Source organism: Clostridia bacterium, from assembly GCA_026414765.1.
GTDB lineage: Bacteria > Bacillota > Clostridia > Acetivibrionales > DSM-27016 > SKW86.
The window spans coordinates 1-24,835 of record JAOAIJ010000024.1 but is presented as its reverse complement, the minus strand read 5'-3'; the positions used below and the strand labels follow the sequence as shown (position 1 = coordinate 24,835).

Annotated in this window: 22 protein-coding genes; 4 read left to right on the top strand and 18 right to left on the bottom strand. The window is 37.1% G+C overall.

Translation table 11 applies throughout. The features are described from left to right. Window positions 1–19 precede the first annotated feature (19 nt). Complete coding sequence (locus tag N3I35_10340) at window positions 20–820, top strand: ZIP family metal transporter (protein MCX8130486.1); 801 nt, start codon at window positions 20–22, stop codon at window positions 818–820. 64 nt (window positions 821–884) lie between these two features. Here N3I35_10340 and N3I35_10335 read toward each other — a convergent pair whose 3' ends face one another. After that, window positions 885–2,078: a Xaa-Pro peptidase family protein gene (locus tag N3I35_10335; protein MCX8130485.1), complete on the bottom strand. Its 1,194-nt coding sequence runs from the start codon at window positions 2,076–2,078 to the stop codon at window positions 885–887. Between the two features lie 305 nt (window positions 2,079–2,383). On the opposite strand from N3I35_10335, the gene N3I35_10330 reads away from it, so the two are divergent. The 3 genes from N3I35_10330 (at window position 2,384) to N3I35_10320 (ending at window position 5,705) form a co-directional block, all read left to right on the top strand. Beyond that, window positions 2,384–4,273, top strand: coding sequence for a PAS domain-containing sensor histidine kinase (locus N3I35_10330; GenBank protein ID MCX8130484.1), 1,890 nt, complete (start codon window positions 2,384–2,386; stop codon window positions 4,271–4,273). Between the two features lie 290 nt (window positions 4,274–4,563). Further along, window positions 4,564–5,232, top strand: coding sequence for an epoxyqueuosine reductase (locus N3I35_10325; protein ID MCX8130483.1), 669 nt, complete (start codon window positions 4,564–4,566; stop codon window positions 5,230–5,232). 245 nt (window positions 5,233–5,477) lie between these two features. Next, the gene (locus N3I35_10320; protein ID MCX8130482.1) at window positions 5,478–5,705 is read left to right on the top strand and encodes a hypothetical protein; all 228 of its coding nucleotides are present in this window, start codon (window positions 5,478–5,480) and stop codon (window positions 5,703–5,705) included. An 82-nt stretch (window positions 5,706–5,787) separates the two neighbouring features. Here the strand turns inward: N3I35_10320 and N3I35_10315 are convergent, their stop codons facing one another. The 17 genes from N3I35_10315 to N3I35_10235 form a co-directional block, all read right to left on the bottom strand. Then, a complete protein-coding gene (locus N3I35_10315) occupies window positions 5,788–6,255 on the bottom strand; it encodes a methylated-DNA--[protein]-cysteine S-methyltransferase (protein MCX8130481.1) in 468 nt (155 codons plus the stop codon). Window positions 6,256–6,300: 45 nt separating this feature from the next. Beyond that, window positions 6,301–6,885 carry a DNA-3-methyladenine glycosylase I gene (locus N3I35_10310; GenBank protein ID MCX8130480.1) on the bottom strand — a complete coding sequence of 195 codons (585 nt, stop codon included), beginning with the start codon at window positions 6,883–6,885 and terminating at the stop codon, window positions 6,301–6,303. Between the two features lie 56 nt (window positions 6,886–6,941). Continuing rightward, a complete protein-coding gene (locus tag N3I35_10305; GenBank protein ID MCX8130479.1) occupies window positions 6,942–7,622 on the bottom strand; it encodes an epoxyqueuosine reductase in 681 nt (226 codons plus the stop codon). A 75-nt stretch (window positions 7,623–7,697) separates the two neighbouring features. After that, window positions 7,698–8,138: a VOC family protein gene (locus N3I35_10300; GenBank protein ID MCX8130478.1), complete on the bottom strand. Its 441-nt coding sequence runs from the start codon at window positions 8,136–8,138 to the stop codon at window positions 7,698–7,700. Window positions 8,139–8,177: 39 nt separating this feature from the next. Further along, window positions 8,178–9,176, bottom strand: coding sequence for a BtrH N-terminal domain-containing protein (locus tag N3I35_10295; protein ID MCX8130477.1), 999 nt, complete (start codon window positions 9,174–9,176; stop codon window positions 8,178–8,180). Window positions 9,177–9,211: 35 nt separating this feature from the next. Continuing rightward, the gene (locus N3I35_10290; GenBank protein MCX8130476.1) at window positions 9,212–9,970 is read right to left on the bottom strand and encodes an MTAP family purine nucleoside phosphorylase; all 759 of its coding nucleotides are present in this window, start codon (window positions 9,968–9,970) and stop codon (window positions 9,212–9,214) included. A gap of 42 nt (window positions 9,971–10,012) precedes the next feature. Continuing rightward, window positions 10,013–11,047 carry a s-methyl-5-thioribose-1-phosphate isomerase gene (locus N3I35_10285; GenBank protein MCX8130475.1) on the bottom strand — a complete coding sequence of 345 codons (1,035 nt, stop codon included), beginning with the start codon at window positions 11,045–11,047 and terminating at the stop codon, window positions 10,013–10,015. Window positions 11,048–11,093: 46 nt separating this feature from the next. Continuing rightward, complete coding sequence (locus tag N3I35_10280; protein ID MCX8130474.1) at window positions 11,094–12,230, bottom strand: CDP-glycerol glycerophosphotransferase family protein; 1,137 nt, start codon at window positions 12,228–12,230, stop codon at window positions 11,094–11,096. A gap of 64 nt (window positions 12,231–12,294) precedes the next feature. Continuing rightward, window positions 12,295–13,260 (bottom strand): BtrH N-terminal domain-containing protein, encoded by a 966-nt coding sequence (locus N3I35_10275; GenBank protein ID MCX8130473.1) that lies wholly within the window; start codon window positions 13,258–13,260, stop codon window positions 12,295–12,297. Between the two features lie 56 nt (window positions 13,261–13,316). Continuing rightward, the gene (locus tag N3I35_10270; protein MCX8130472.1) at window positions 13,317–13,580 is read right to left on the bottom strand and encodes an acyl carrier protein; all 264 of its coding nucleotides are present in this window, start codon (window positions 13,578–13,580) and stop codon (window positions 13,317–13,319) included. A gap of 60 nt (window positions 13,581–13,640) precedes the next feature. Further along, window positions 13,641–16,028: an amino acid adenylation domain-containing protein gene (locus N3I35_10265; GenBank protein ID MCX8130471.1), complete on the bottom strand. Its 2,388-nt coding sequence runs from the start codon at window positions 16,026–16,028 to the stop codon at window positions 13,641–13,643. A 22-nt stretch (window positions 16,029–16,050) separates the two neighbouring features. Continuing rightward, window positions 16,051–17,205 carry a radical SAM protein gene (locus N3I35_10260; GenBank protein MCX8130470.1) on the bottom strand — a complete coding sequence of 385 codons (1,155 nt, stop codon included), beginning with the start codon at window positions 17,203–17,205 and terminating at the stop codon, window positions 16,051–16,053. A gap of 86 nt (window positions 17,206–17,291) precedes the next feature. Then, entirely contained in the window at window positions 17,292–18,560 is a 1,269-nt protein-coding gene (locus N3I35_10255; protein MCX8130469.1) for a cation:proton antiporter, read from the bottom strand. A 106-nt stretch (window positions 18,561–18,666) separates the two neighbouring features. Then, entirely contained in the window at window positions 18,667–19,752 is a 1,086-nt protein-coding gene (locus N3I35_10250; protein ID MCX8130468.1) for a hypothetical protein, read from the bottom strand. Window positions 19,753–19,820: 68 nt separating this feature from the next. Continuing rightward, on the bottom strand, window positions 19,821–20,060 hold the full coding sequence (locus N3I35_10245; protein ID MCX8130467.1) for an acyl carrier protein: 240 nt from the start codon (window positions 20,058–20,060) through the stop codon (window positions 19,821–19,823). Between the two features lie 490 nt (window positions 20,061–20,550). Beyond that, complete coding sequence (locus N3I35_10240; protein ID MCX8130466.1) at window positions 20,551–22,821, bottom strand: carbohydrate-binding protein; 2,271 nt, start codon at window positions 22,819–22,821, stop codon at window positions 20,551–20,553. Window positions 22,822–23,718: 897 nt separating this feature from the next. Next, complete coding sequence (locus N3I35_10235) at window positions 23,719–24,795, bottom strand: sensor histidine kinase (GenBank protein MCX8130465.1); 1,077 nt, start codon at window positions 24,793–24,795, stop codon at window positions 23,719–23,721. Window positions 24,796–24,835: the final 40 nt, after the last annotated feature.

Below are 24,835 nucleotides of genomic sequence, written 5' to 3'. Positions count from 1 at the left end.
AACCTGGAGGATTGGTAAATTGGTAGAATTCCTGTCGCAATTCAATATAATAGCTGTAGGTATGCTTGCCAGTCTACTTTGCGGCCTGGCAACAGGTGCAGGTGGGTTACTCATATTCGTAAAAAGGCACGTTTCAAAGAAGATGCTTGATGCTGCACTGGGGGTAGCTGCAGGTGTAATGCTGGCCGCTACTTCATTCAGCCTCATCATTCCTGCAATAGAAAAAGGCGGAGGAGGGGTCAAAGGAGCTTTTATTACACTTCTAGGTATTTTGTTTGGTGGAGTTTTTCTGGATTTAGCCGATAAAATGTTTCCTGACTCAAACCTGATGCTTAATTCCATGGATTCCGATGAAAGCTTGAAAAACGGTGCACGCTTAAGAAGAGTATGGTTGTTTATCATGGCAATCACAATACATAATTTCCCCGAAGGGTTGGCAGTAGGTGTCGGATTTGGTGACGGAGATATACTTAATGGACTCAGCCTGGCTATAGGTATTGGATTACAGAATTTTCCTGAAGGTCTTGCCGTTGCACTCCCACTGATACGCGAGAAATATCCCAGATGGAAAGCGCTTCTGATAACCTTTGCTACTGGGATGGTAGAACCTATAGGAGGTTTGATCGGTGTAGGCGTCGTTCATATAGCAAGACCCGTTCTTCCCTTTGCTCTAGCCTTTGCTGCTGGTGCAATGCTGTTTGTAATCAGCCATGAGATAATACCCGAAACCCAAAGTGACCACAAGCACTCCAAACTGGCAACACACGCCCTGTTAGTCGGATTTGTCGTGATGATGTTTCTGGATAATACACTGGTTTAGATAGTGAATTTCATACAAACAAAAGGTTATTGCAGCAGCAATAACCTTTTGCCATATTTATTAATTAATATACAGGGATCAGTCCGGGATTCGTACCTGTTATACATTTCCCCCCACCCGGGTTGACTGTAAATGTATTCTCTACCCCTACCATTCCAATGTTATCAATACCTTTTTTAGGTTCAAGTGCAAAAACCATCCCCTCCTGAAGCGGTTCATCAAATCCTGCTGCTATAACAGGGAGTTCATCTACCTGCAAACCTATTCCATGTCCAAGAAATCTTACCTTACGGCTTCCAAAACCCATAAAATTCCGTAAAAAATCCGTACTTAGCTTATTCATTACTGTGTTATATATCTGTGACGGAATTACTCCGGGTTTCAGCATTGAAGCTATCTCATTCTGTATGTCCACACATTTGTAATGCTGAGCAATCACTTCATCAGCAAGGGGTTTACCAAATATATAAGTCATTGTCTTGTCAGTGTGATACCCCTCTACGCCACAACCAATATCAATAAAGACCAGATCCCCATTTCCAAGCTTTCTCTCACGGCTTCCTATCAAAGGCACCGCGGGACTCATCCCATAATTTCCTCCCGGCCCGTCAAAACTGGTAGGATAAATCGAACTTTCACCAAAGCATATATGACCCAGCCCTATTTCCGTATCAAACATTCCAAAGCGTGCTACACCGTGGTGTCCTTCCTCTATCATGATTGAAAAAAGTTTAGCTGCAAGTTCTGCTTCACTCATTCCTTCTTTAAGTATTGAAGGTACTCTCTCTTCCAATATCCTTCTGTGGATCTCACCTGATTGTTCCATAAGAGATAATTCATACCGGCTCTTAACTGACCTTACTCTGGCAAGCTGCATATCAAGAGACTTTACATCATTAAAAGGAAAGTATTTTCTAAATCTCTGATATAAGGCTAGTGGTACAATTTCAGTTTCCATATATACAGTACCCGGAAGTTTATCTATTGACCCAGCGGCATCCCGAAAGCTCTCCATTGGTTTGATACTGGGAAACAATGACTCATCCAAAGCCCTTTCAAAGCTCCTGCGTACCCAGTATACAGATTCTCCGTCTCTTTGAATCAGGAGCATACCGCCCTGCATCGTTCCGGTGAAATAAAACTGGTTTAGTTTGCTTAGGATTACCGCTATCTCCCACTCCGGGTGTGCCGTGTCCATAATTGCCTTAAAACGGCTCATCCGTGTCTGAAGTTCTAATAAAGGTACTTTTTTTGTCATACTTATCTCCTGATCAGTAAGAAATTATAATAATATATATTAACACAAACTAATTTATTGATAAAGGGAACATAATACAGGAAGCACATATTTTTCTTACGGATTAGGGTTTCGTAAATTACATTGTATAAAGACTGTTGGGTCATTAGTAGAAATGAAAAAATCAACAATCAAAAAACGAAGAATAAAATGTCTATAAATATATTTATTTGTTATAATATAGAATATTTTGTAATTTAGTGGTAGAATACCAGTATGGAAGAATGCTAATGCTTTAGAATATTTTTCTGTTTGCAGGTGAAATAATGAAAAAAAAGCAAATTGGGAGTCAAAATACTTCATATCTGACAGTTGATAATGAAGTTATAGTTGAAGTCGGGGACGATTTTGTATCAATGACAGGTTTCTCAAAGAATAGTATTATAATGAAATCCTTAGAAAAAGTATGTACTGAATATTTAAAACTTACCCATAGTGTTGATGAGCTTTACGGTGATAGCCGGGTGATAAACTGCAGTCTTTTTACCAAGAACCTGAAGGTACGCGAAGTAACGATTAAAACCCAAAATCTCGATATTAACAGGAAAATACTTTACTTCACGGAAAAACTGCAAATACGGCTGGAAGATAAGCTTGTATACCTGGAGCAGCTGTGCGAAAACAATCTTGCCTATGTAGCGATATACAGCATTCCGGATTTAGTGCTTATAAACGCAAGTCAAAAGTATATTGATTTTTTCGACAAACCTTATAATAGCAAGTTTACAGCGATAGGCCTCAAGTTGTGCGAGTTTAGTCCCAAATGGTTCGACCCTTCCGCAGATGCACACTGGAACGACCTTATTACTACCGGACAACCGTTTACAAGCAACGAACTGAGATTTACAAACAGGATGCGAGACGAAACTTACTGGGACTTTACTGTTACTTCTATATTTGCTGAAGGTATAGTAAAATACTGTGTTGTTACCGCAACAGATGTCACAAACGTAGTCAAATACAGAAAGCAAGTACAAACACAGTCACAATTGTTATTACATCAGCAGGAGCAGCTGGAAGCCATTATAGAAAATATGTCCGATGCTTTGTTTATAGTAAACAGTGAAGGAAAGTATATCATACTAAATAAGGAAGCCAGAAAGCATATATACCCATACAGCTTTGAAAATACACATGAGTTCTACGAAACATGTAAATGTATGGATACGGAGGATAATGAAATAGCTTTTAATGATTTGCCCACCTCACGTGTTTTACGGGGAGAAAAAGTTGAACAGGAAATTGTGAAAGCGTCAAATGAGTATAAGGAATTGATACTAAGTGTAAGCGGCGTGCCGGTGTACAATAATGAAGGCAGCTTCCTCTTCGGAGTTATGTGTGCCAGAGATATTACAGAGCTTTACAAGAACAATAAAATGAAAGATGAATTCCTGACAGTGATTTCTCATGAATTCAGAACTCCTTTAACCATAATAAATTCAGCAATTCAAACGATGGAATTGATTTGTAAGGAAGATCTTTCAGAAAAAGCTAAGGGTTATCTTAATCTGATAAGGCAAAACGCATTCAGGCAGATACGGCTTATAAATAATCTCCTTGATGTGACAAAAATAAATGCAGAGAAGTTAAGCGTACACAAAAAGAATTATGATATAGTCTTTTTAACAAAGGCATTGATTGATTCCGTTCAGCTATGTGCCCGTCAGAAGGGTGTACACCTTACTTTCAGTTCAAATCTTGATCAAAAGATAATAGAAATAGATGAAGAAAAATTTGAACGCATAATGCTCAATCTTTTGTCCAATGCAATTAAATTCACACCGAAAAACAAGGCTATTCAGGTTAATCTGACATCAGCAAAAGGATTTGTAAAAATTGATGTTAAAGATGAAGGAATAGGAATACCAAAGGATAAACAGGAAATCATTTTCAAGCGTTTCGGGCAGGTAGACAGTTCCCTGACCAGAAAAACAGAAGGTACAGGTATCGGCTTGTCACTGGTAAAAATGCTTGCCTATGCATTGGAAGGTGAAATATCAGTAAAAAGTGAAGTAGACAAAGGAAGCACTTTCTCACTGTTGCTGCCTGTAAAAAAAGCGACAGAAAATTGTTCAGGCCAATATCTTCAGGAATTAACAAATTATCGTCTTATACAAGCGATAAATATAGAGTTTTCCGATATATATTACCAGTAGATCTGTATAAGGCAAAGGACCCCTGTCAGCAAACAGTCCTTTGCCTTTTGCTTGTACAGTATAAAAATTTATTTCAAAAAAACACACTTAATGTTCATCTTATTGGAAATTATGGTAAAATATATATGTTTGGGTTTTAAAAACAGATGCAACGCATGGCATTAATAAATACTTTAACACCCATTGCAGCAATATCGGTATGGCAGGTATTAACCGGGGCTGGGATAAGTAATGTATATGTGGGAATAATTAATATATATTTTGTTTCATATTGCAAAGGAGTGAAAAGATTGGGTATTTGTTCTGAAGATGTAAAAGGAATTTCTGCCAAGTATGGCGCAGATTTATGTGGTATAGCATCAATTGACCGTTTTACAACCGCGCCCAGAGGATATCATCCTTGTGATATACTGCCTTCGTGCAAGTCAGTAGTGGTTGTAGCTTGTGAATTCCCAAGAAGCTCTCTTTCTGATCCAAAAAATTATACGCAGGTTAGAAATCAATTGGTTAAAAAATTGGATAATATGGCTTCATTAATATCAAAAGAGCTTAAGTCCAGAGGTACGGCTGCAGTAGCAAAAAGGTCGATTGGTCCTTGCGAATGGGATGAAGACGACAGATACAGAGATGATATGTCCCTGATATATGCAGGAGTGTATGCAGGATTAGGTAAAATAGGTAAAAACAATCTCCTAATCAACAATAAATACGGCAATATGATATGGTGCAGCGCCGTGCTTACATCGGAAAAGCTGGAAGCAGACCCTTTAGCCGAATATGAGGTTTGTGCGAAAAATTGCAAAATATGTATAAATTCCTGCCCTGTAGGTGCAATAGACGGTAAGCTTATTAAACAATTAACCTGCTATGATAATGCATATACATACAGAGGAGGAAGACAGCAAATAATATGCTGGAAGTGCAGAACAGTATGTCCGAATTGCTTTGGTATTAAGTAATATAAAACAGAATAACAATAATCATACAGGTGAAATCAAAAATCCTGAAGTAAGCATTATTAACTCTATACGATTAATACATCAATCTATTTCGTTATTTTCCAACCATTTCCCAACATATATCTGTATATAGTACTTTTTTGTACACATTTCAATTTATTTCCAGCATTTATTGACTATTTTTGTAAGTTTATATAATATTAGTATAGTAACATATACATATATTTACATGGGAGGTAATATATATGAGCGACAAATGTTTAGCTTGTGATTGGGATTTTAATGCCCATGCAGGAGACAGGGCAAAAGACAGTACAGGTGAATTTTTCTGCAAATGGTGTACGGAAGCTCCAAAAGAGGAAATGATCCAAAAACTGTCTGATCAGATTTCGGTACAAAATAACATATCCAAGGAAAGTGCAATTATTGAAGCAACACAAAAACTTGATTCACTTAACTATAAGTGGAAATAGAATATTTCAGTACATATACCTGACTATGACAAAACTATATAGACCTCTGTTAGAATATTTCTAGCAGAGGTCTATATGTGATTTATTTATTTGCTTCTTTTTCATGCTCCAACAGCCATTGCTTTCTCCACAAGCCTCCCCCATAACCGGTTAAATGTCCGTTTGAGCCTACTATCCTATGACAAGGAATTATTATTGCCAGATTGTTATTTCTATTTGCATTTCCAACTGCCCTTACTGCATTTTCATTTCCTATGTATTCCGCTATTTCTTTGTATGAGGCTGTTTTACCATAAGGTATCTTCATTACTTCTCTTAAAACTTTTTTTTGAAAGTCGGTACCATTTATGCCGGTTTTTATAGTAAATTCCTTACGTTGGCCCTTAAAATACTCATCCAGTTGTTTGATACACTTCTCTAAGCAAGGATGTATTTCAAGTGCAGACGGTGAACCTTCAAAATAGCAGACTGATAATATCTCATCTTTATTACCGGTTATTTCAATAATACCTATCTCTGATTCATAATATGCTTTATAGATTTCCGGCATGCTATACCCCTCTCATATTGTTAATTGATAGCCTTCTTAAAACACTTATAAATTACCCGTCAATTCTTTATATCTGAAGCAGTCTGCAAGGTGATCATTTACCAGGCCGGCAGCCTGAAGATGTGCATAAACTGTTGTGGAACCCAAAAATTTAAAGCCCCGTTTTTTTAAATCTTTACTTAACCTGTCAGAAAGCTCTGTTGTGACAGGAATATAGCCCATGCTGTGTCTTCTGTCTAAAATCGGTTTATTGTCAACAAAACTCCAGATATAGTTGCTGAAAGAGCCAAATTCCTTCTGCAGTTTTATATACATACGGGCATTATTGATTACTGCTTCTATCTTTTTCCTTGATCTGATAATGCCAGGGTCTGACAGTAATTTTTCTATTTTTTCTTCATTGTATCCAGCAATTATATTATAATCAAAATTATCAAATGCTTCCTGCAAATTTTTGCGTTTTTTCAATATCATAAGCCAGTTCAGCCCTGCCTGCATTACTTCCAGTGTAATAAACTCAAAATGCTTCTGTTCATCATATACAGGTGTACCCCACTCTTTATCATGATATTCTACTGCAAGTGGATGACATAAGCACCATGCGCATCTGTTAACACTTTCATTATACATACTTTACCATGTTCCTTTCTTTATTGCTCTGATCTAAAATATAAAGGTAAATCCTGCTAGCTGATCCCGGTACAGTTCGGACATACCTTCCTGCAAGTAAAACACTTAATGCGCCAATCGCCTCCATTATGCTCTCCAAACGCATAATCACGGCACTCGGGCTGATTTATAGAAATTCCATCCAAAGCTTCTACCGGGCAGGACTTTATACATAAATTACAATTGGGATTACACACTTCGTAGTCAGCCAAAGGGTCTGGTTCTAACTTCTCAGATACCAGTACCGCATTAAGCCAGATCATATTACCGTAATCCTTATTTACAAGCAGCGTATTCTTGCCGATTTTCCCCAAACCGGCATTTGCAGCTGCATGCTTCAGTGATATAATGCCTCTGATTCTCTGTGTATCCGAATCCCACTCATCCGGTCCGATAGTATTGGCTGGAACCGCAATAACTCCCCTGCTTTCTAATGCCTGAGACAATTCTATCGCCATTGAATTCAGTTTATCTGATATACTGTTCCTTACTGTAGTATACGGTATGGTAGAATTGGCATATAAAGAACTTTTAAGAAAATATTTGGCGATCACTATTACCGATTGGCATTCTGGTAAAACATCACACGGATGATATCCCCTCGGAGCACTGTCAAAACGTTCAATAGGAGCAACACCACACAGGTTTGCCCCAAGCTCAGCAGCAATCTTCTTAACATCTGATGCACTTATTTTCATTTTCACACTCCCTATTTCTCGATAATGAAATATAAAATTCAAAACCACAGGGTTAAACTAAACAATATATTTATATCATAATTTTTGAATTAATTCCAGTAATTGATCATCGGGAGTTACCATATAAAGCGCACGATACCTTTCATTGCGTATTTCACTCCTTCTGTATTTTAAAAATTTATTGTTGCACAGATAACTGACAGCTTTTTCTAAATCCTCTACTTCATAGCAGGCATGATATACTCCCCCTCCAGGCTGTTCCAGTATTTTTTTTACCGGAGAGTCTTCAGAAATACCTTCGACCAGCTCTATAAGAGTACCGTTTCCTACATCGATAAAACATACCTTTACCTTCTGTGACGGTACTTCAAAAGCATCTTCAACTACTTTAAACCCCAGAATACCCACATAATATTTTAAAGCCTCGGAAATATTTTTTACCGCACAGCCTACATGATGGATCTTAAATTTTATTTCTGTGTTTTCGAAAACATTAGATTGGATTTGGTCGTCCATACACTTCATCCCCCCTATATTATTTGCAACAAAACCTTATTAAGCACTTGTTTTTATATGTTCGTATAAACCGGCTAATGCACTTTCCTGTCTGCCTATCAAATTATTGCAGTTTTCTATTATAACTCCGATTTTATCTTTCTTGGGGCTGTAGCCCAGCTTTATAATATTTAAGGAAAATTTGATCCATTCGGATTCTATTTTTTGAAATTCATCTATAATCATCTCATAATCCTTAACCCTTAATTCTTCATTTTCATCAAACAAATTCATAATATTTTTCATCATCGGTCCAAGACTTATCCACTTCAAGGCAGCCGCAATATTTTCATGGTACTGGTTGAAAATTGGCTCATTGAACCTTACCAGTTCATCTATGTCCCTAACAAACTTTTTCAAACCTGAATTCCCAATCAATAAACCGTCTTTATACTCATAATTCAAAAACACGTTAATACTGTTCAAAACGCTATCAAAAACTGTTTTCCTGGAAATATCCACTTTGCCTGTATTCTTAAATACCGCAAATTCTTTGGTACTGGACATTATTTTATCCAGATCTGCTTTTCCCATATATAAAGAAGCCTGTCCCTTGTCGTTTACTATATATGAATCGCCAATATAAGCTGTTCTTCGGACAGTATCCACACCATATACCGCCAGAAGATGGAATGGGTATCTTATAGCTTTTATATCGTGATGCTCAAGACAGTCTGCATAAACATACAGCGCAATCATGTTTCCTGCCGACACCTCTTCAAGCATTTTATTTTCCAAATACTTTTTATCATCTCCGGAATAGAAATCTATCTTATCGGTAATGCTGTTCTTCATATTAAGAATTACATCCTTCATGGAAGAATAGCCAAAATTATATTTCCCGTCAGGAATAATATCAAAAGCCATACCGTTGCCTAAGAAATAAATATCTGTTTCAGATATCTCATAGCCATAGTTAGAGAAAATATTATAAAAAAGGGAATATCCACATGAATACCTTCCAACCGAAAAATCAATATTTTGTATAATACTTTCCATACACACTTTTCCTCTCAGTTTTTCTTTATTTTTTTCTAGCCGATTTTCTGCAGATTATAATCAAGATCCAACACGGTTTGGGTCTGCAAAGTTTTTATGAAGAGCTTGATAACTTTCCTTTTTACATCATCCAGGCTGTCAGTAATAAAATTAATGCTGCTCTTGTCGATTCCTGCTGCCCAGTTGATAGAAAGTCCTACTGCAGCATACTGAATATCCAATTCCTTTGCCAGAAAAACTTCCGGAACGCAAGTCATACCTACCACATCACCACCAAGCATCCTAAACATTCTGATTTCTGCCGGTGTTTCCAAACGCGGGCCTTCTGTACATACATAAGTATTATCTGGGTACAGCTTGAAACCGAATTCAGGTGCCGAATCCAGTAACGATTTGCTTAAGACCGGGCAAAATGGCGAACTCATATCAACATGTACCACACCGGAATCATCTCCATTAAAAAAGCTGTTGTCTCTTCCCTTTGTAAAGTCCAAAAAGTCAGACAGTAAAGCTAAACTTCCCGGTTTTAGATCCAGGTTTATGGATCCGACGGCGAAAGCCGCCAATATCTTTTTGACACCAAGCATGCTTAATGCCATCATGTTCGCTTTATAATTAACTTTATGTGGAGGAATATTGTGTTCCATGTTATGACGGTTTATAAAAACAATATTCCTGTCAGAAAACATATGAATCCGTACACTACCATAAGGCGTATTTATAATCTGCTCTTCAAGTTTTATGTCGTCGATTTTATTAAAACCAGTACCTGCAATAATGGCAGTAAGAGCCATATTTACACCCCTCTATCAAGAAAATTTATCTCTCTGAATATACTAAAAATACATCTTTAAGCTAAATGGATTTATTATTCCTTTATTAGTTATTACACCTGCTACCAAGTGCGGCGGTGTAATATCAAAAGCAGGATAATACGCGCCTATGTCCGGAACAGTAGTAGGAATACCGCAAATTTTTTTTAGTTCTTCAGGATTTCGTTCTTCAATCACTATCGAAGTATGATCAGCTTTGTTGGAATCAGGCTCCCGGCAAAATGCAAAGTAAGGAATCTTATGATAACTGGCGCAGACCGCATTTTGGAAAGTTCCTATTTTGTTGACCACATATCCATCCAAAGTTACCAAATCAGCAGCAGTAAAATATTTTTGTATTTTACCTTGGGACAATAAAAATCCAGGCATATTATCACTGATAATTTGTACCGGTATGCCAAGCTCATGGATACTAGGGGCCGTTAGCCGCGCTCCCTGCAAGTAAGGACGGGTTTCGGGAGTAAATACCCGTATATCTTTCCCATCACTTTTTGCATAAGCTAGTGCAAATAAAAAAGACATTTCTGCAAAGCATACTGTTAAGATTCCGTCCCCGTCTTCAATCAGGTTTGCTCCTATCCTTCCCATTCTTGCAAATTCTTCATAGTCTGAATCCCTTGTTTTATCTACCCATTTTACTATTGCATCCTCAACTGATTCTTTTCGTCCGGATGAATCTTTTATGATACCCATGATTTCATTCAATCTCTTGGATAATGTAGTATTGGTCGGACGGGTATTGCAAAGCCGTACGCGCATACCATCCAAAAAACCGTATATTTCCTCAGAAGCTTTGTCTTCTACTTTCCGAGCTTCCATAGCCATGGCATATGCAGCTGCTATCCATTGTCCGCCGCCCTGTGTGACCATACTGGTTATGGCTTTTGCAACACTGTCAGCATCTTCGCAGCATTCTTCAGTCTTCTCAAAGGGATATTTCCTTCTGTTCCCAATATACACCTTTCCATTTTCATAACGTGCTACATTATCACGGCGCAGAAGAAAGGGTAGCATTTCATCAACAAAAGTATCTGCCATTGATTCCTCCAAATTTATTAAGATTTCTTCAGCTAATATATGGGGCTTATCTCAAACCCTCTGTCTTCAGTATATCTGATATTATTTCTTTGGCACCGTTCTGCAATTTCAACTCTATGATATTTTCCTTAAATTCGTTGTATTTTCTGTCATCCAGCATTTCACTGATGACATTGATCAAATTTTCCTGATCATCCAAAACGATACCCATTTTATCTCTCTTGATAAAATCCAGCACACCTCTTTCCTGGAACAGATAGCCGTTTATCCCGTCAATTATCATAGGTTTTTGCATGTACAAGCATTCAAAAAACGCATTGGCTCCCGCTTTAGTTATGATTATATCCGATACCTTCATCAATTCCTCGATATTATCTACGAATCCAAAAGCACGCACATTGGTGCATTTCTCCTTTTTAATGGTTGCATTGACCAGATCCTGCAAGTTTTTGTTTCTGCCGCATACAAAAATGATCTGTAAATCTTTATAGGTGGCCAGTACAGGCTTTAAAAGCTTTAAGTAGTGATAGGCACCTTGTGATCCGCTGTTTATCAAAAGAGTCTTTTTATCTTTCCGGAAATCAAGCTTTTGATAGATTCCGTCAATATCCTTCTCAGTGAACTCTTTGAAAAACTTAGAATGTATAGGATATCCTACAGCTTCAATTTTTTGCTCACTTATACCGCTTTTAAGCAGAATGTTTTTTACCGTGCTGCTGCCACAGTAATACTTTTTTGCATCCTGTGCAGCAAAACCCACAGAAATTGGATTATACGGGTCGGTTATCACTATGTAAAACCCTATTGAATAATACAAGTCCATTTCCTTAAGGATTCTGATAAAAGCATGGTTAAGAGTATGTGATGTCGAGATAATAGTTGAAAAACTATTTGATTTTATAAATTCTACTATTTTGTCATGTACTCCATTATAAAAATCTTCTGACAAGTCCGGACGCACAAGCGAAGATAATTCGCTGAATTTGCCGCACAATTCTGTAGATGTTATCATTAAAAAATTATAAAAATCACTCATTATCTTATTACTAACCATCAGATCTTCATAAAAAGTCGGGAAAACAGCTACATCATCATAGCCCTGATTCTTAAATTCATCAGCCAGAGTATTCATTACGCTGTTGTGCCCATTTCCGGTTTTTGTAGAAATTATTGCTACTGACAAAAACATCCCCCCTATTGAAACAAAACCTTTTATCAACAAAAAATACATTTTTACCTGGTAACGGTCAAATAATCCCTTTCATTTTCGTTGCTATATTTTCTTCAAAATCCGCTACCTCTTTGATCCTTGATGCAATTTTGCTCATCAAACTACGGTTACCCGGAACAAACATTAATTTTGTCAGTATATCATTTATTGTATTCCAGGTGTCGCCAGCCTGAATTAAGAGTGTTGAAAAATCCAACAACTCATCAGCTTGAAAATGCTCTGTTATATACTTTAAAAATTCTGCAAATTTATAGCGTCCGTTTGCAACCCACGTAGTATTCAGCATAATAGGGGCTACCCATGTATGAGTGTTATAGCCTTCGATTTCTTTTACTATATCCAGTTCATTTTCCAAAACATCTGCGAAATGTCTCATAGAATCAAATGCACTTTCTGTATCCATATTACCCTCTAATCTTGAAAGGGATTTTCTAACTTCCTTTTTCCAATCCAAATCCTTCTTTTTCCCACTAAAATCAAATGTGCCGTACATTCCACAACCATTCCCGAAGTTTTCAAAGCTTAGCTGCAGTTCTTCCTTTGAATTAATAATTGCGTAGTAGTTTAAAACTTCATTTTTTTCATCTATTCCAACCACTAAACGTGCATTAGGGTAGTGGTGAAATTCCTGGTAAAACTCACCCCATGGCTCCCAAAAAACATCCATTCCTATTACTACCGGATTTCCGGTTTCCAAAACAGCACGGATACTTGACAACATATTTTCATTTTTTTCACTGTGAAAATTTATTTCCATACCATAGTGTTCTTTAAAAAGTTCCAGCATACTGCGTTCATTTCTGTCGATCCGTTTACCCAGCAGTATCTTTTCATCGGTACATTTACTGTCAAATGCAAACCCCCACGACTCAGAAAATAACAATTCGTGATGATAACCTTTCCAGGAAACGACTGAGGTTTGGATATTTTCAATACAATTCAGAATAGGCGTATGAAACAACTTAATATCAATTTTGTCCACCTAAAACACCTCCGCGCACTTAAATATCTTTAATTTTGCTCATTTAGCATATACCCCTAGTTTTCGTTGATCTTGCTTTTCAGCAAACCAACCAGATCGCCCACAGTTTCTACACTGAAGAATTCATAGTTTGCACAGCTGTTTATTATCGACAGATTAAAATCCTGTTCTATGGAAAAGAATAACCCCATTAACCTTATAGAATCATAACCTAAATCTGTTATAAGATGTGAATCAACTGAAAGCGATGCAGTTGATGCCAGATCCTCCCTCATATTGCTCTTAACCAAATCCAGAACATCATTTTCAAAGTTTTCCATCACTTTTTTCCCCCTAATCCTAAAGTTTTAATTTAGCTTGTAACTACCGGAACTCCCGGCTTATTTGATTGTATCGGCAAGTTTTCTTTTATCAACTTTGCCGTTTAGAGTCAGCGGCAAGTTTTCAACAAATTCTATACGCCTCGGTAACATATAGTATGGCAGAAAGTTTTGTAAATACTTATTGATTTCAATTGCGCTCATGCTTTCCTTTGATACCACGAAAGCACATAAATACCTAGTATCACTACCTTCCTGCACAGCTGGTATCACCGCAGCTTTATCTATTTGGGGATTAGATAACAAACAAGTTTCAATCTCGCTGATTTCTATTCTGAAACCATTTATCTTAACCTGTTCATCTTTCCTCTCAATAAATTCTATATTGCCGTCAGGAAGCCAGCGGGTTATGTCTCCGGTACGATACATCAGTTTTCCTGGTATAAAAGGATTATCCAGAAATTTGCTTTTGGTCATCTCTTCATTATTCAGATACCCCAAGCCTATCCCATCTCCACCGATACATAATTCTCCGGGTGCACCTACAGGGACGGGATTGTTATTATCATCCAATATGTACACATAGTTATTTGCTGAGGGTTTTCCTATAGGTATACTTGCCAGCTTCGTAACCCTATCTGGAGTTTTGTCTTCTTCCGTCACTTCATAAATAGTATTGTTAATCGTACATTCACTGGGACCATAGCCGTTGTATATCCTGCAATCTTTTGAAAGTACTTTCATAAAACCGGCTACTTGCTTGTACGTCAGTTTTTCCCCACCCAGGTGAAGGATTTTCAGTGAAGGCATATCAATGCCGAAGCTTGATAAAATCGAAAAGAAAGCAGGGGTTGTACAAATATTGTTTATTTTGTTTTCGTTAATAAAGGCGGCGTGGTCCCTGAGGCTCCTCAGTTTTTTCTTATTAATGAAAAACAGAGTGCCGGTACAGAGGACTGATGACAATATGTCAAACATCCCGAAATCGAAGCTGTATGAAAGATTTTGGTATGATTTTAAACTTTCATCCAATTTAAGGTATTCTGTAAACCACAGAAATAAAATCATAAAGTTCCGGTGGGAAATGACAACTCCTTTTGGATTGCCTGTTGTTCCGGAGGTATAAATTACATAGCACGGATCATCAGGCTGTATCCCACACACGTTTTCCTTGCCAGTGCCGGACAATACCGGTCCGTCAAGCTCTGTGTCCTCCGGATCTACACAAATAACATCCTTCAAGGTATTAACATTCTCTGTAATACCTAGTACATTTTCATAACAATCCTTGCAGGTAATTACAGTATTCAGTTTGCAATCATTTGCTATATACTCTATTCTGCCTTTTGGGTATTTGGAATTAATAGCAACAACACATTTTGAACTCTTTAGTATAGCAAAGAGACCTATAATAGTGCTGAAGCCATTTTCCGCAATCAAGCCGACATACTTGTTATCATCTTTCCTTAACTTTTCTGCCAGTAGTCGCGATTTATTGTCTAATTCATTCAAGGTTAATGTTTTGCCTTCTTCAATAGCAATTACATTATCCCTTTTTGAACATAACTGTTTTTTAAAATAACTTACTATTGTAAAATCCGTATAATAATCTTTTTCTTTATGGTTGAAATCATTCAGGACCATATCTCTTTCAGAGTCAGAAATATATCCCGTATCCAGAACATTTCCTTTTGGATTTTCCACAATACTTACCAGAAGTGTTTTTAGGTTTTCCAGTAGTCTTTTTACTGTATCCCTCTTAAAAATTGAAGTGTTATAATTTATACCATAACTCCATTTCTGGTTTTCTTCAATGACATTCAGCATTATATCAAATATAGGAAATCCATTGTTTTTCTCTTCCTGGAAATATTCATAGTCGGGTACCTCCGACTTACCGCCTGAGTGCTTTTGATAATTGATTATTACCGGAAAAGCAGGAGAACAGCTATCATCCGGGTTTATTTCTGAAAGACTAACATACTCATCCATAAACAGAAAGCACTTATCATACAGGTTTTTTATAGTTTCTTCCTGATCTTTCATAAGACTGATGAAATTCTGATTGGAGGAAATATCTAAAAAAACAGCAACCGCTTTTGATTTCCTGTTTCCAAATATCATGCTCTCCTCACATGGGAGCAGGTTTAAAACCGGCACTTTTTGCCTGTTACAGTATCTGGCTATTAAAACTGAAAATGCAGCATTTATTATCATAAACCCGGATAATTTATACTTTTGTGCCAGCTCTTGTATTCTGCTTTCAGTATCTCCCGTCAGGCAAAGCTCCTCATAACCGTATTCAACTGAACAATTATTAAGCCGCAAATCGTCGAAAGGCAGTTGTAATACTTTGCAAGAGTCCTTAAACATATTATTCCAGTTTTCAAATATTGATTGAGGCTCTCTACTTTTTTGCATACCATCAGCATACGCTAAATTTTCCATAGCATATCTCCATACATAAATTTTATACAGACCACTTTTCCTTCTCCATACTTTCTATTCCAAAGTTGTTAGGCTCAAAGTAAACCGAAGGAAGCATGCCTTCCGTCTCATGTGTACATGACTCGCAAACAGGGTGGCGGTTTACAAACTGTTTGACCTTTCTTGCCTGCTCACTGTTCCACAACTCTATAAAGTCCATGTTATAATCCCTTAGGTTGCCCATAGTCATAGGCATATCAGAACAACACGGGTCTCCAAACACCTCACAGACATTAACCTCGCCATTATAGTCTATATAAGCCCCATGCTTTCCTGCATAGCATAAAAATGACCTTTTACCCGTTTTTATAGTTCTGGTTATGTAGTAATAGTATGATGAAGGTATATATGCTAACGGAGAATTAACAGCTCCATTTTTACCTTCTTTTATCAATTGATTCAGAGTCGCTCTCGCTTTTTCATAGTTTTCGGCTTTGACATCTTTTAGCTGCATTCCGCCTCTCGGTGACTGGCGGACCAGTAGGACAGACATAGCTGCCGGCTGCATTTCCTTTGCACACCACCTGAAAAAGTCAGGCAGTATTTCTTGATTTATGGATGTCATTGTTGAAACTGTTGCCAGCCTCAAGTTTGAGTATTTAGCCTCCAGTTTTTTAACTTCCTTCCATGTTTCCATGCATCTTTTGAATGTACCTGTTCCCCTTGTAAAATCGTGTTGTTCCTCAAATCCTTCCATGGAAAAAGTCAGGACATAACGCCTGCTGGTATTCTGCTTACATATGAGTTCAACCTGCTTTACAATATTATCGGTTAACTGTCCGTTTGTTCCGTTTCCGCACCATTGGACATTGTTATTTACACGGAACAGTTTTATGATTTCATGAAGATCCTCACGTAAAAACGGCTCTCCACCGCAAATTAATGCTGAAGCAAAAAAACCAAGCGAATTGGACAGCTTTTCATATTCATCCAATGTTAATTCCTCTTTTGCCTTCTCATAATCTGAAATACGTGTTTTATGATTGAAACAATGCTTGCACCTCAGATTACACCGATCTGTAACTAAAAAAGATATTGTCATGGGAGTATTGTCTTTGTGCAGATGTCTCAGCTGATAGCTCTTAAGAAAGTTTTTTAAATTCTGACTGTTGCTGTTGTATTCCTGGATATTAAACATTTTTCTACCTCCTCGCCTTTTTAAGCAGTGTTTATTTTATAGCTTTGCCTACCTTACAGTTTCCGATAGTACAAAACCAATACACTTTAAATGTTAGAAACCCTTTTCAGTTTTGATTCAAGCCTGTCCACTTTTATTTTTTTAGGAAGCAGAACTTGTATGGCAGGACCGCTGATCAGTGTAGTTACAATTGCCATAATAATCATTGCTACAAAAACCCTTTGATCTATTATTTTGTATTCATAGGCTATAGTTACTAATATCATCTCCATAGCCCCTCGCGCATTCATGGCAAATCCGATTATCAATGATTCTTTCAAAGGGATTTTTCCTATTCTTGCCCCGATGAAAGCACCACATATTTTACCGATACATGCAACTATAGTAACAATCAAAACCAGTTTCAAATCAAAGTTTGTAATAAAATCTGCTTTAAGTCCAATAGATACAAAATATACAGGAGCAAAAAACCCGTTAGTGAACTTTTTGATAGTTTCAATCACCTGACTTGAAGAATTCGCTTTTGATGAAAAAGCAACGCCTACAATAAATGCGCCTAAAGCCATATGTAGCCCAATGGTTTCCATAAATACAGACACAAGTAGGATTAATATTATCAGAATCTCATAGGAATTCCGTTGTTTTACAAAAGCCGTTCTTATTTTTGAAGCTGAATTTTGTTTAGCGTAGAAAATCCCGATTCCGACAACAAAAACTCCTACAATGGCTACAATAATCAGTGTACTGCTAAAATCTGATCGTTCGGTATGATAGCTGTTTAAGATAATTGAAAACATAATCCATCCGATTAGATCGTTGATTGTCGCTGCTGAAAGTATTACTGTTCCCAACCTTGTTTTCAGCAGTTCAAGATCTATAAGTATCCTTGCTATAACGGGAAGTGCAGATATAGATAATGCAATGCCTATAAAGAAAGCAAATACTGTTTTGTTTTGGGCCTGCAAATTCCAGATACCCGGTAAAAAAAATACTATTCCTGTCCCTAAAGCAAAAGGCACCAATATACCCGAAATACTGATACAAGCTATATTACGTTTCTGCTGCTTCAGAAAATGCAGATTCAATTCCAAACCTATAATAAACAGAAAAAACAATTGTCCCAATTTTACAACTATTTCTCTTCCTGTAGAGCTGACACTCTGAGACAAAAAGATCTGGTTATATAAATGTGGTGAAAGAGCACCTAAGATAGTAGGCCCGATTATTATACCTGCAACAAGTTCGCCTAAAACCAACGGCAAATTAAGCTTGTCTGCAATCCTTTTACATATAATTGCCACCAAAAGCATCAGACTTATCTGAATACAAAAGAATACTATTCCACTATCGCTCATTAGTATATCCCTTTCTTTTTAAACAACATTTCGAATTTACTAATGTATTTATATCCAATTATGTATTTATTTGTAAGTTTAGGGGGTAAAAAAAATATTATTTTTGTCAAACAATAGTTTTCATGAGCGAAAACAACATATCATAGTATTGCTTCTCTTGATTATAGATGTTTTCTAGTTTGCTGAAGCAATTGTCCATATGCGTTTTGTTATAAATAGTCGAATATACGTACTTTGCCAGAAATGCTCTAATGGAAGTCCAATCATTTATTACATTGTCAAAGCATTCCACTATCCCTGCCTGTGAGCCAAACACCTTACAAAATACGTATTTTTCCGCCTTTTTATTGTTTATCACATTATTCAGATTATCTAAGAATTGATTTGTATCACCTGAAAGAAACAGGTTACCGGAAATTACACTCTGAAATTCTTCAGTAAAAGTCTTAATGCTCTCTACTGAATCAGAAAACATGTCTTTATTATTCAACATATAATTTGCATATTTGGAAATATACTTTGTGTCATTAAGAGATGTGCCTGCTGACTGGAGATTATCACCCCTGGCAAATTCATAAAAGCTTGGGAAGATGCCGTTAATTCTACATATGGAAGGAAGCCTGTCCTTAGTAAATTTATAGTCATTCAGATTCTCCAGGAAGCCGTTATAAGAATTGATTAAGTCAGAGAAAGTAATTGTTTTAGGTTTAAAATCTATACTAAACCTGAAACTGTGTTCAATAATATTAAAACACATTTCCCCTCTGTTAAAGCCATACACCAGCAAAGAGTGTGCAACATGCTCTTTATTATAAGCATCCGCTCTTATGGATTCGTAAAAACAGTCTACCCCGATAATTGCAGGTTTGTTATTATTAATAACCTCTACCAGGTCGTTGATCAAATCACTGCTAACTATCCTGGCTTTACAGCTTATCCCCATTTCATCCAATATTTCATAAATAAGTTTTCTTTCTTCTATTTGTTTGGATTTGAAATTAATTAAAGGCAAGTCTTCACCATTTTCAGTGTTATACAGGAATACGTCTTTAATCAGGAAAGGGTTTATGTTTCCAACGAAGTGATTGATTATAGGAAACAGCGAACTATGAAAGCAATCTTTATACCATACGTCTACAAAAGGATCAATTTCAGGTATTAGATAATCATTTTTAATTATAGTATCTAGCACATTATTCCCCACCTTTATAAAAATATTATTGAAAGTAAACTGAAACCTGCCAGAATTTGCTTACGCCATTAATGAGTTCTTTCGTCAATATACTTAACTACATCGCTAAGAGAGTTAAATTTGTCATAATTAAGTTCATCGTCATTGAATTCAAACCCAAATTCTGCTTCAATAGCAACTACTATTTTTATAAAGGTTATAGAATTTATACCCAGATCCTGAAGTTTATTAGCAGGATCTATGTCATTAATAAAGCTTACATTTTGCTTGATGATTGAAACCAGCTTTGACTCGATCACCTCTAACATTTATATCCCTCCCATTTTTGTTTATTATCCCTTTTATATGAAACAATAACTTTCAGAAGATAGGTTATATATGTTTACATTTATTACATTTTTTTCCTTTAGTATGTATACAATAATATACAATATACTAATTTTTGTCAATATATGTTATATAAATTAGCCTCCACCCGCCTATTTATGCTACTTTGATTTCCCATCGGGCAAAACTATATTTCCCTAAATATTGTCAGCATATGGGGAAATACTCTTAAATACTCTATTTTTCTTATATGTGTATACTAGATATTACAAAATAATTAGCAACCTTTTGTTATTTCTTGCTTTTTCTTGAATAAACGGCATCAGTAAGAATACTCCTCCCTGGCTGAATTTATACTATTACCAGGAAGGAGTATCTCACGTTGCTAAACACATTATTTACATTAATACATTTACACAATACAACAGTATTTCCGGGTTCCCTTCTTACGCTGTATTTTCCGGAGCTATACTAAATGCCTATATTTATGCCCCAATTCTGGCTGTTATTATTATCCCACTTGCTGCCGTCAGTAAATACAAAGTCCAGTTTGGTCTTTGCCGCTGCCGGTACAGTCAGCGTAACTTCCCATATATTATTCCCTTTCGATGTCATTGTGGTGTCGGTTACTCCTATAAATCCGTCATAGCCCCAGTGTATTTTCACACTTGCAGAGCCTTGCAGTGTCCTTCCTGTAGCGTTATAGGTGATCGTCACATTCCCCCCGGAGACCGGAGCTTGTGGATTCCAGCTAACTGTAGCAAGTTGTCCTATCGGGATGTTCCAGTTTTGACTGTTATTATTATCCCACTTGCTGCCATCAGTAAATACAAAGTCCAGTTTGGTCTTTGCCGCTGCCGGTACAGTCAGCGTAACTTCCCATATATTATTCCCTTTCGATGTCATTGTAGTGTCGGTTACTCCTATAAATCCGTCATAGCCCCAGTGTATTTTCACACTTGTAGAGCCTTGGAGCTGCCTTCCTGTAGCGTTATAGGTGATTGTCACATTCCCCCCGGAAACCGGAGCTTGTGGATTCCAGCTTACTACATCATATGGTTGCCCCTGATTTATGGGAATGTTCCAGTTTTGGCTGTTATTATTATCCCACTTGCTGCCGTCAGTAAATACAAAGTCCAGTTTGGTCTTTGCCGCTGCCGGTACAGTCAGCGTTACTTCCCATATATTATTCCCTTTCGATGTCATTGTGGTGTCGGTTACCCCTATAAATCCATCATAGCCCCAGTGTATTTTCACACTTGTAGAGCCTTGAAGCTGCCTTCCTGTAGCGTTATAAGTGATTGTCACATTCCCTCCGGAAACCGGAACTTGTGGATTCCAGCTTACTACATTAGGTGGCACGACTTCATCGTAAAGAACAACAATTTTCCCCCCTGGGACATTACCTCTTATCCTTCCACCTGAAACTTGGAGAGTACACGATGCACTTGCTTTGTTTGAATAAGTACCTTCTTTCAGGTTGGTAGGAGAATCAATGTACGTATCTCCTCCAAGATTTACAATGGAAACACCTGAATCTCCACGTTCTATTAGTATTGTCTCGTTCCTTGTCCATCTAAGATATTCATTTTTACCGACCATGGCATTATGGAATTTATTAACTGCTTTTACATCACTGTCTTTCCATAAATCCTCATAAGGTCTTAAGAAGAAATTAGGTGTCAGCTGTGCCCTTGAAGCAATTATGGCATAAGCCATTTTTCTTTCCCATTGCCCTAAGCTTCTGGAAACATTATGTTCATAATCATCATGATTTTCTAAGTAGCACAAGGCTTCATTTGCCGGAATACTGTGATCCCCGTGGTTAATATTGAGTACTCCTGTCAGATTCTTTGATGTAACGGCACCTCTCACTGTACCGCCGTATCCGTGAGCTGTAATATCGAACATTTGTCTATATACTTCATCATTGTCAGCATCATCAGGCAGAACTTCACCATAAAGGTACAGGTTGCTTCTGTTATGCAATCCTCCCAACACTCTGTCCCAGAAGTTCCCAGCCCATGGTTTCCAGGCGTCTTCTCCTCTATTGGTCTCAATGTGCTTTGTAGCATCAAAGCGGAATCCATCGGCACCTGCATCAATACACTCGTTCAAAAAATTTAGTATTATGTCTTGCACATCATACCTTTGAGTTGCTAAATCAGGAAGACCGCCCAAATTAAATTGAGTCACCTTTTCTCTATTCTTATAGTTGTCGCACTCTCCCCGGTTATGATAAAAATCACTGCGCTTTAGCTCATTATCAACTTCATCAGACCATGTGCCTTTATAATTGCCTTCTGCCACATGATTAACAACAGCATCTACAATAATTTTGATTCCATAGTTTTCTGCTTCAGCACAGAGCAACCTGAAATCCTCGTAGCTTCCAAGCTGCCTGTTCCCGATATGGAAATTGCAAGGCTGGTATAAAAGCCACCATTGATCTCCTGATGACTTGATTCTTTGTACAGGCGAAACCTGGATGGACTTATATCCTGCTTCTGCAAATTCCCTCAAACGGCTTTTTATATCGGAAAAACGCCATAAATATGCATTGATCATAACTCCATCTTCAGTTCTATCAGGTAATCCGTATAAGTTTGCGCTTGCAGCAGCAGTCTGTCCGCCGGTATTGTCTGCCGCTGAAACCGGTACAAAGCCAATGATTGATAATGATAATAAAATCAACAGAAATGACATTGCTATACATGTTATCTTTTTGGACTTACTAAACATAATTTATCCTCCTAAAATCTTTAGTTTTTTCAGAATTTGAATAGACCTAAGAATTTCATTCATAAGCTCATGACTTAGAGATTGCAAGCATATTCCGCGTTATTTTTTTCTTACACCTCCTTACGTATTGCAACCTGAAATAATTGACTTTGTTTAGTGGTGCTAGCCTGTGGTACAGCTGTCACAGAAAAAGAGCATAACAATAAAGCCTGTGCTAAAGCTGAAAATACGTAAGCAGCTTAGCCCTAACCTGAATCAACAACCTGTTCCAGATAAATACATATTCTTAATCTGCTGCAACTAAATTCAAAAATAAACTAATTAATGGGTTGCAAGTACCTTATTTATTTTTGTGTTAACACAAATAGAAATCATACTAAACAAACAGAAGCATTTAAGCACAACAAAAAAGTGCATACTTATCCAGTTTATTTATCCCTTGGACAAGCATCGCCTAAAAACCTAACCTCACATGACCGTTTTTCTGATACATAAACTTTCTAAATGCTCACTTATATGAACCAATATAATTATTCAATCGATTACCGGAATAATAAAGATATTTTATGATATGGTTTAGAAATGAATTAGAAAATATAAAATTCAACTTTCAGTTTTCTGTCAATATACATTTGTTATGTATCAATCTAACTCACACACTTAATCGCTTAAGTAAGTTTATTATACAACATTTATTTCCATTTGTCTATAGTTTTATACAATTTTTTACAATACCATTCCTAATTCATCATTTAGCAGGTGTTATGAAATCCATATAGTTCTCGTTTTTCCTTCTACAGTTTTTTAGACCAGCCCGTTCAATTAAGATTATGGTTTGTTTTTTTTATTATCAAAGGCAATGTATGTTCCATCATTTGAAACATAACTCATATACATTCATCCTTCCAAATGCTGCACAGGGAAAACCACTGTAACAGTAGTCCCCTTTCCACTTGATGAATCTACAGCGATTTGCCCACCAAGGCTCTTGATTCTTTCCCTCATGTTATTTATGCCATAACACCCAAGTGGCGGTAAACTGACTGTATCACAGCCCCTTCCGTCGTCTTTTATCATCATTTTGCCGGTACCATTGTTGATCTCCAAAGTCACAGTAACTGTATCCGCCTGGGCGTGCTTTACAACATTATTGAGAGATTCCTGTAATATTCTGTACAGAGTTACTTTTGCTGCGCTTCCTATACTTTCCTCATTACCCTTCATATTGTATTTCAAGTCAAGGTTATACCTCATTCTAAAAAGCCCTGCGAGATTTTCCAACGCCTCGAAGAAGCTTTTATTCTCAAGTGCCAAAGGCCTTAATTCATAAATCATCAACCGCATTTCAGTCTGGACTTCCTGTACCATTCCCTGCAACTGCCCTATTATGGCGCGGGTTTTTTGCATATCTGTATCCAGCAGAAATTCTGCTGTTTTAAGGCTCAAGCTGATACCAAACAGGTTTTGGGAAACTGAATCATGCAGTTCCCGGGCAATACGGCTGCGTTCTTCGATTACAGCGAGTTCGCGATTCTCTTTTTCCAAGTGGAGCTTCTCTTCCTTTTCCTCTATCACCTTAAAGATAAGAGCTACAATCAAAGAAGCCATCCCCGTCCAGAAACATGCATTGAATACTGACATTACCTCAGGGTAATAACCCAGAAGCACTTTACTAATGATAAAAGACAGGCAAAAGAAGGTAAGAGCGCTTACTATATATGTGGAAATCAGCTGAGGAATTAATAAATACTTGCCGAACCCGGCAAATATCTGCTTGCATAGCCTGTCTGCCAATGCGGCTAAAAATGATATAAAAAACCCCGCTGAAATTCCGAACAGAAGAAAATATGAGATTGTCGGCAAATGAATTTTACTTCCAAAGGATGCAAGCATGTAAAGCATGGCAATAACTATTCCCGCAAAAGCCCCCTTGGCACCGGTGTTTATCAACTGACAAAGTTTTTTTTCAATCATACTAGTCACCTGTCTACAAGCCTATATTCTATAGCTTTTA

Bases quoted from the DNA above. Each gene is read 5' to 3' on its own strand.
- N3I35_10310 (MCX8130480.1), bottom strand. From the start codon at position 6,885: ATGTATAATGAAAGTGTTAACAGATGCGCATGGTGCTTATGTCATCCA.
- N3I35_10330 (MCX8130484.1), top strand. From the start codon at position 2,384: ATGAAAAAAAAGCAAATTGGGAGTCAAAATACTTCATATCTGACAGTT.
- N3I35_10335 (MCX8130485.1), bottom strand. From the start codon at position 2,078: ATGACAAAAAAAGTACCTTTATTAGAACTTCAGACACGGATGAGCCGT.
- N3I35_10300 (MCX8130478.1), bottom strand. From the start codon at position 8,138: ATGGACGACCAAATCCAATCTAATGTTTTCGAAAACACAGAAATAAAA.
- N3I35_10240 (MCX8130466.1), bottom strand. From the start codon at position 22,821: ATGTTTAGTAAGTCCAAAAAGATAACATGTATAGCAATGTCATTTCTG.
- N3I35_10265 (MCX8130471.1), bottom strand. From the start codon at position 16,028: ATGGAAAATTTAGCGTATGCTGATGGTATGCAAAAAAGTAGAGAGCCT.
- N3I35_10270 (MCX8130472.1), bottom strand. From the start codon at position 13,580: ATGGAAAACTTTGAAAATGATGTTCTGGATTTGGTTAAGAGCAATATG.
- N3I35_10235 (MCX8130465.1), bottom strand. From the start codon at position 24,795: ATGATTGAAAAAAAACTTTGTCAGTTGATAAACACCGGTGCCAAGGGG.
- N3I35_10305 (MCX8130479.1), bottom strand. From the start codon at position 7,622: ATGAAAATAAGTGCATCAGATGTTAAGAAGATTGCTGCTGAGCTTGGG.
- N3I35_10285 (MCX8130475.1), bottom strand. From the start codon at position 11,047: ATGGCAGATACTTTTGTTGATGAAATGCTACCCTTTCTTCTGCGCCGT.
- N3I35_10260 (MCX8130470.1), bottom strand. From the start codon at position 17,205: ATGTTTAATATCCAGGAATACAACAGCAACAGTCAGAATTTAAAAAAC.
- N3I35_10255 (MCX8130469.1), bottom strand. From the start codon at position 18,560: ATGAGCGATAGTGGAATAGTATTCTTTTGTATTCAGATAAGTCTGATG.
- N3I35_10290 (MCX8130476.1), bottom strand. From the start codon at position 9,970: ATGGCTCTTACTGCCATTATTGCAGGTACTGGTTTTAATAAAATCGAC.
- N3I35_10315 (MCX8130481.1), bottom strand. From the start codon at position 6,255: ATGCCGGAAATCTATAAAGCATATTATGAATCAGAGATAGGTATTATT.
- N3I35_10245 (MCX8130467.1), bottom strand. From the start codon at position 20,060: ATGTTAGAGGTGATCGAGTCAAAGCTGGTTTCAATCATCAAGCAAAAT.
- N3I35_10295 (MCX8130477.1), bottom strand. From the start codon at position 9,176: ATGGAAAGTATTATACAAAATATTGATTTTTCGGTTGGAAGGTATTCA.
- N3I35_10320 (MCX8130482.1), top strand. From the start codon at position 5,478: ATGAGCGACAAATGTTTAGCTTGTGATTGGGATTTTAATGCCCATGCA.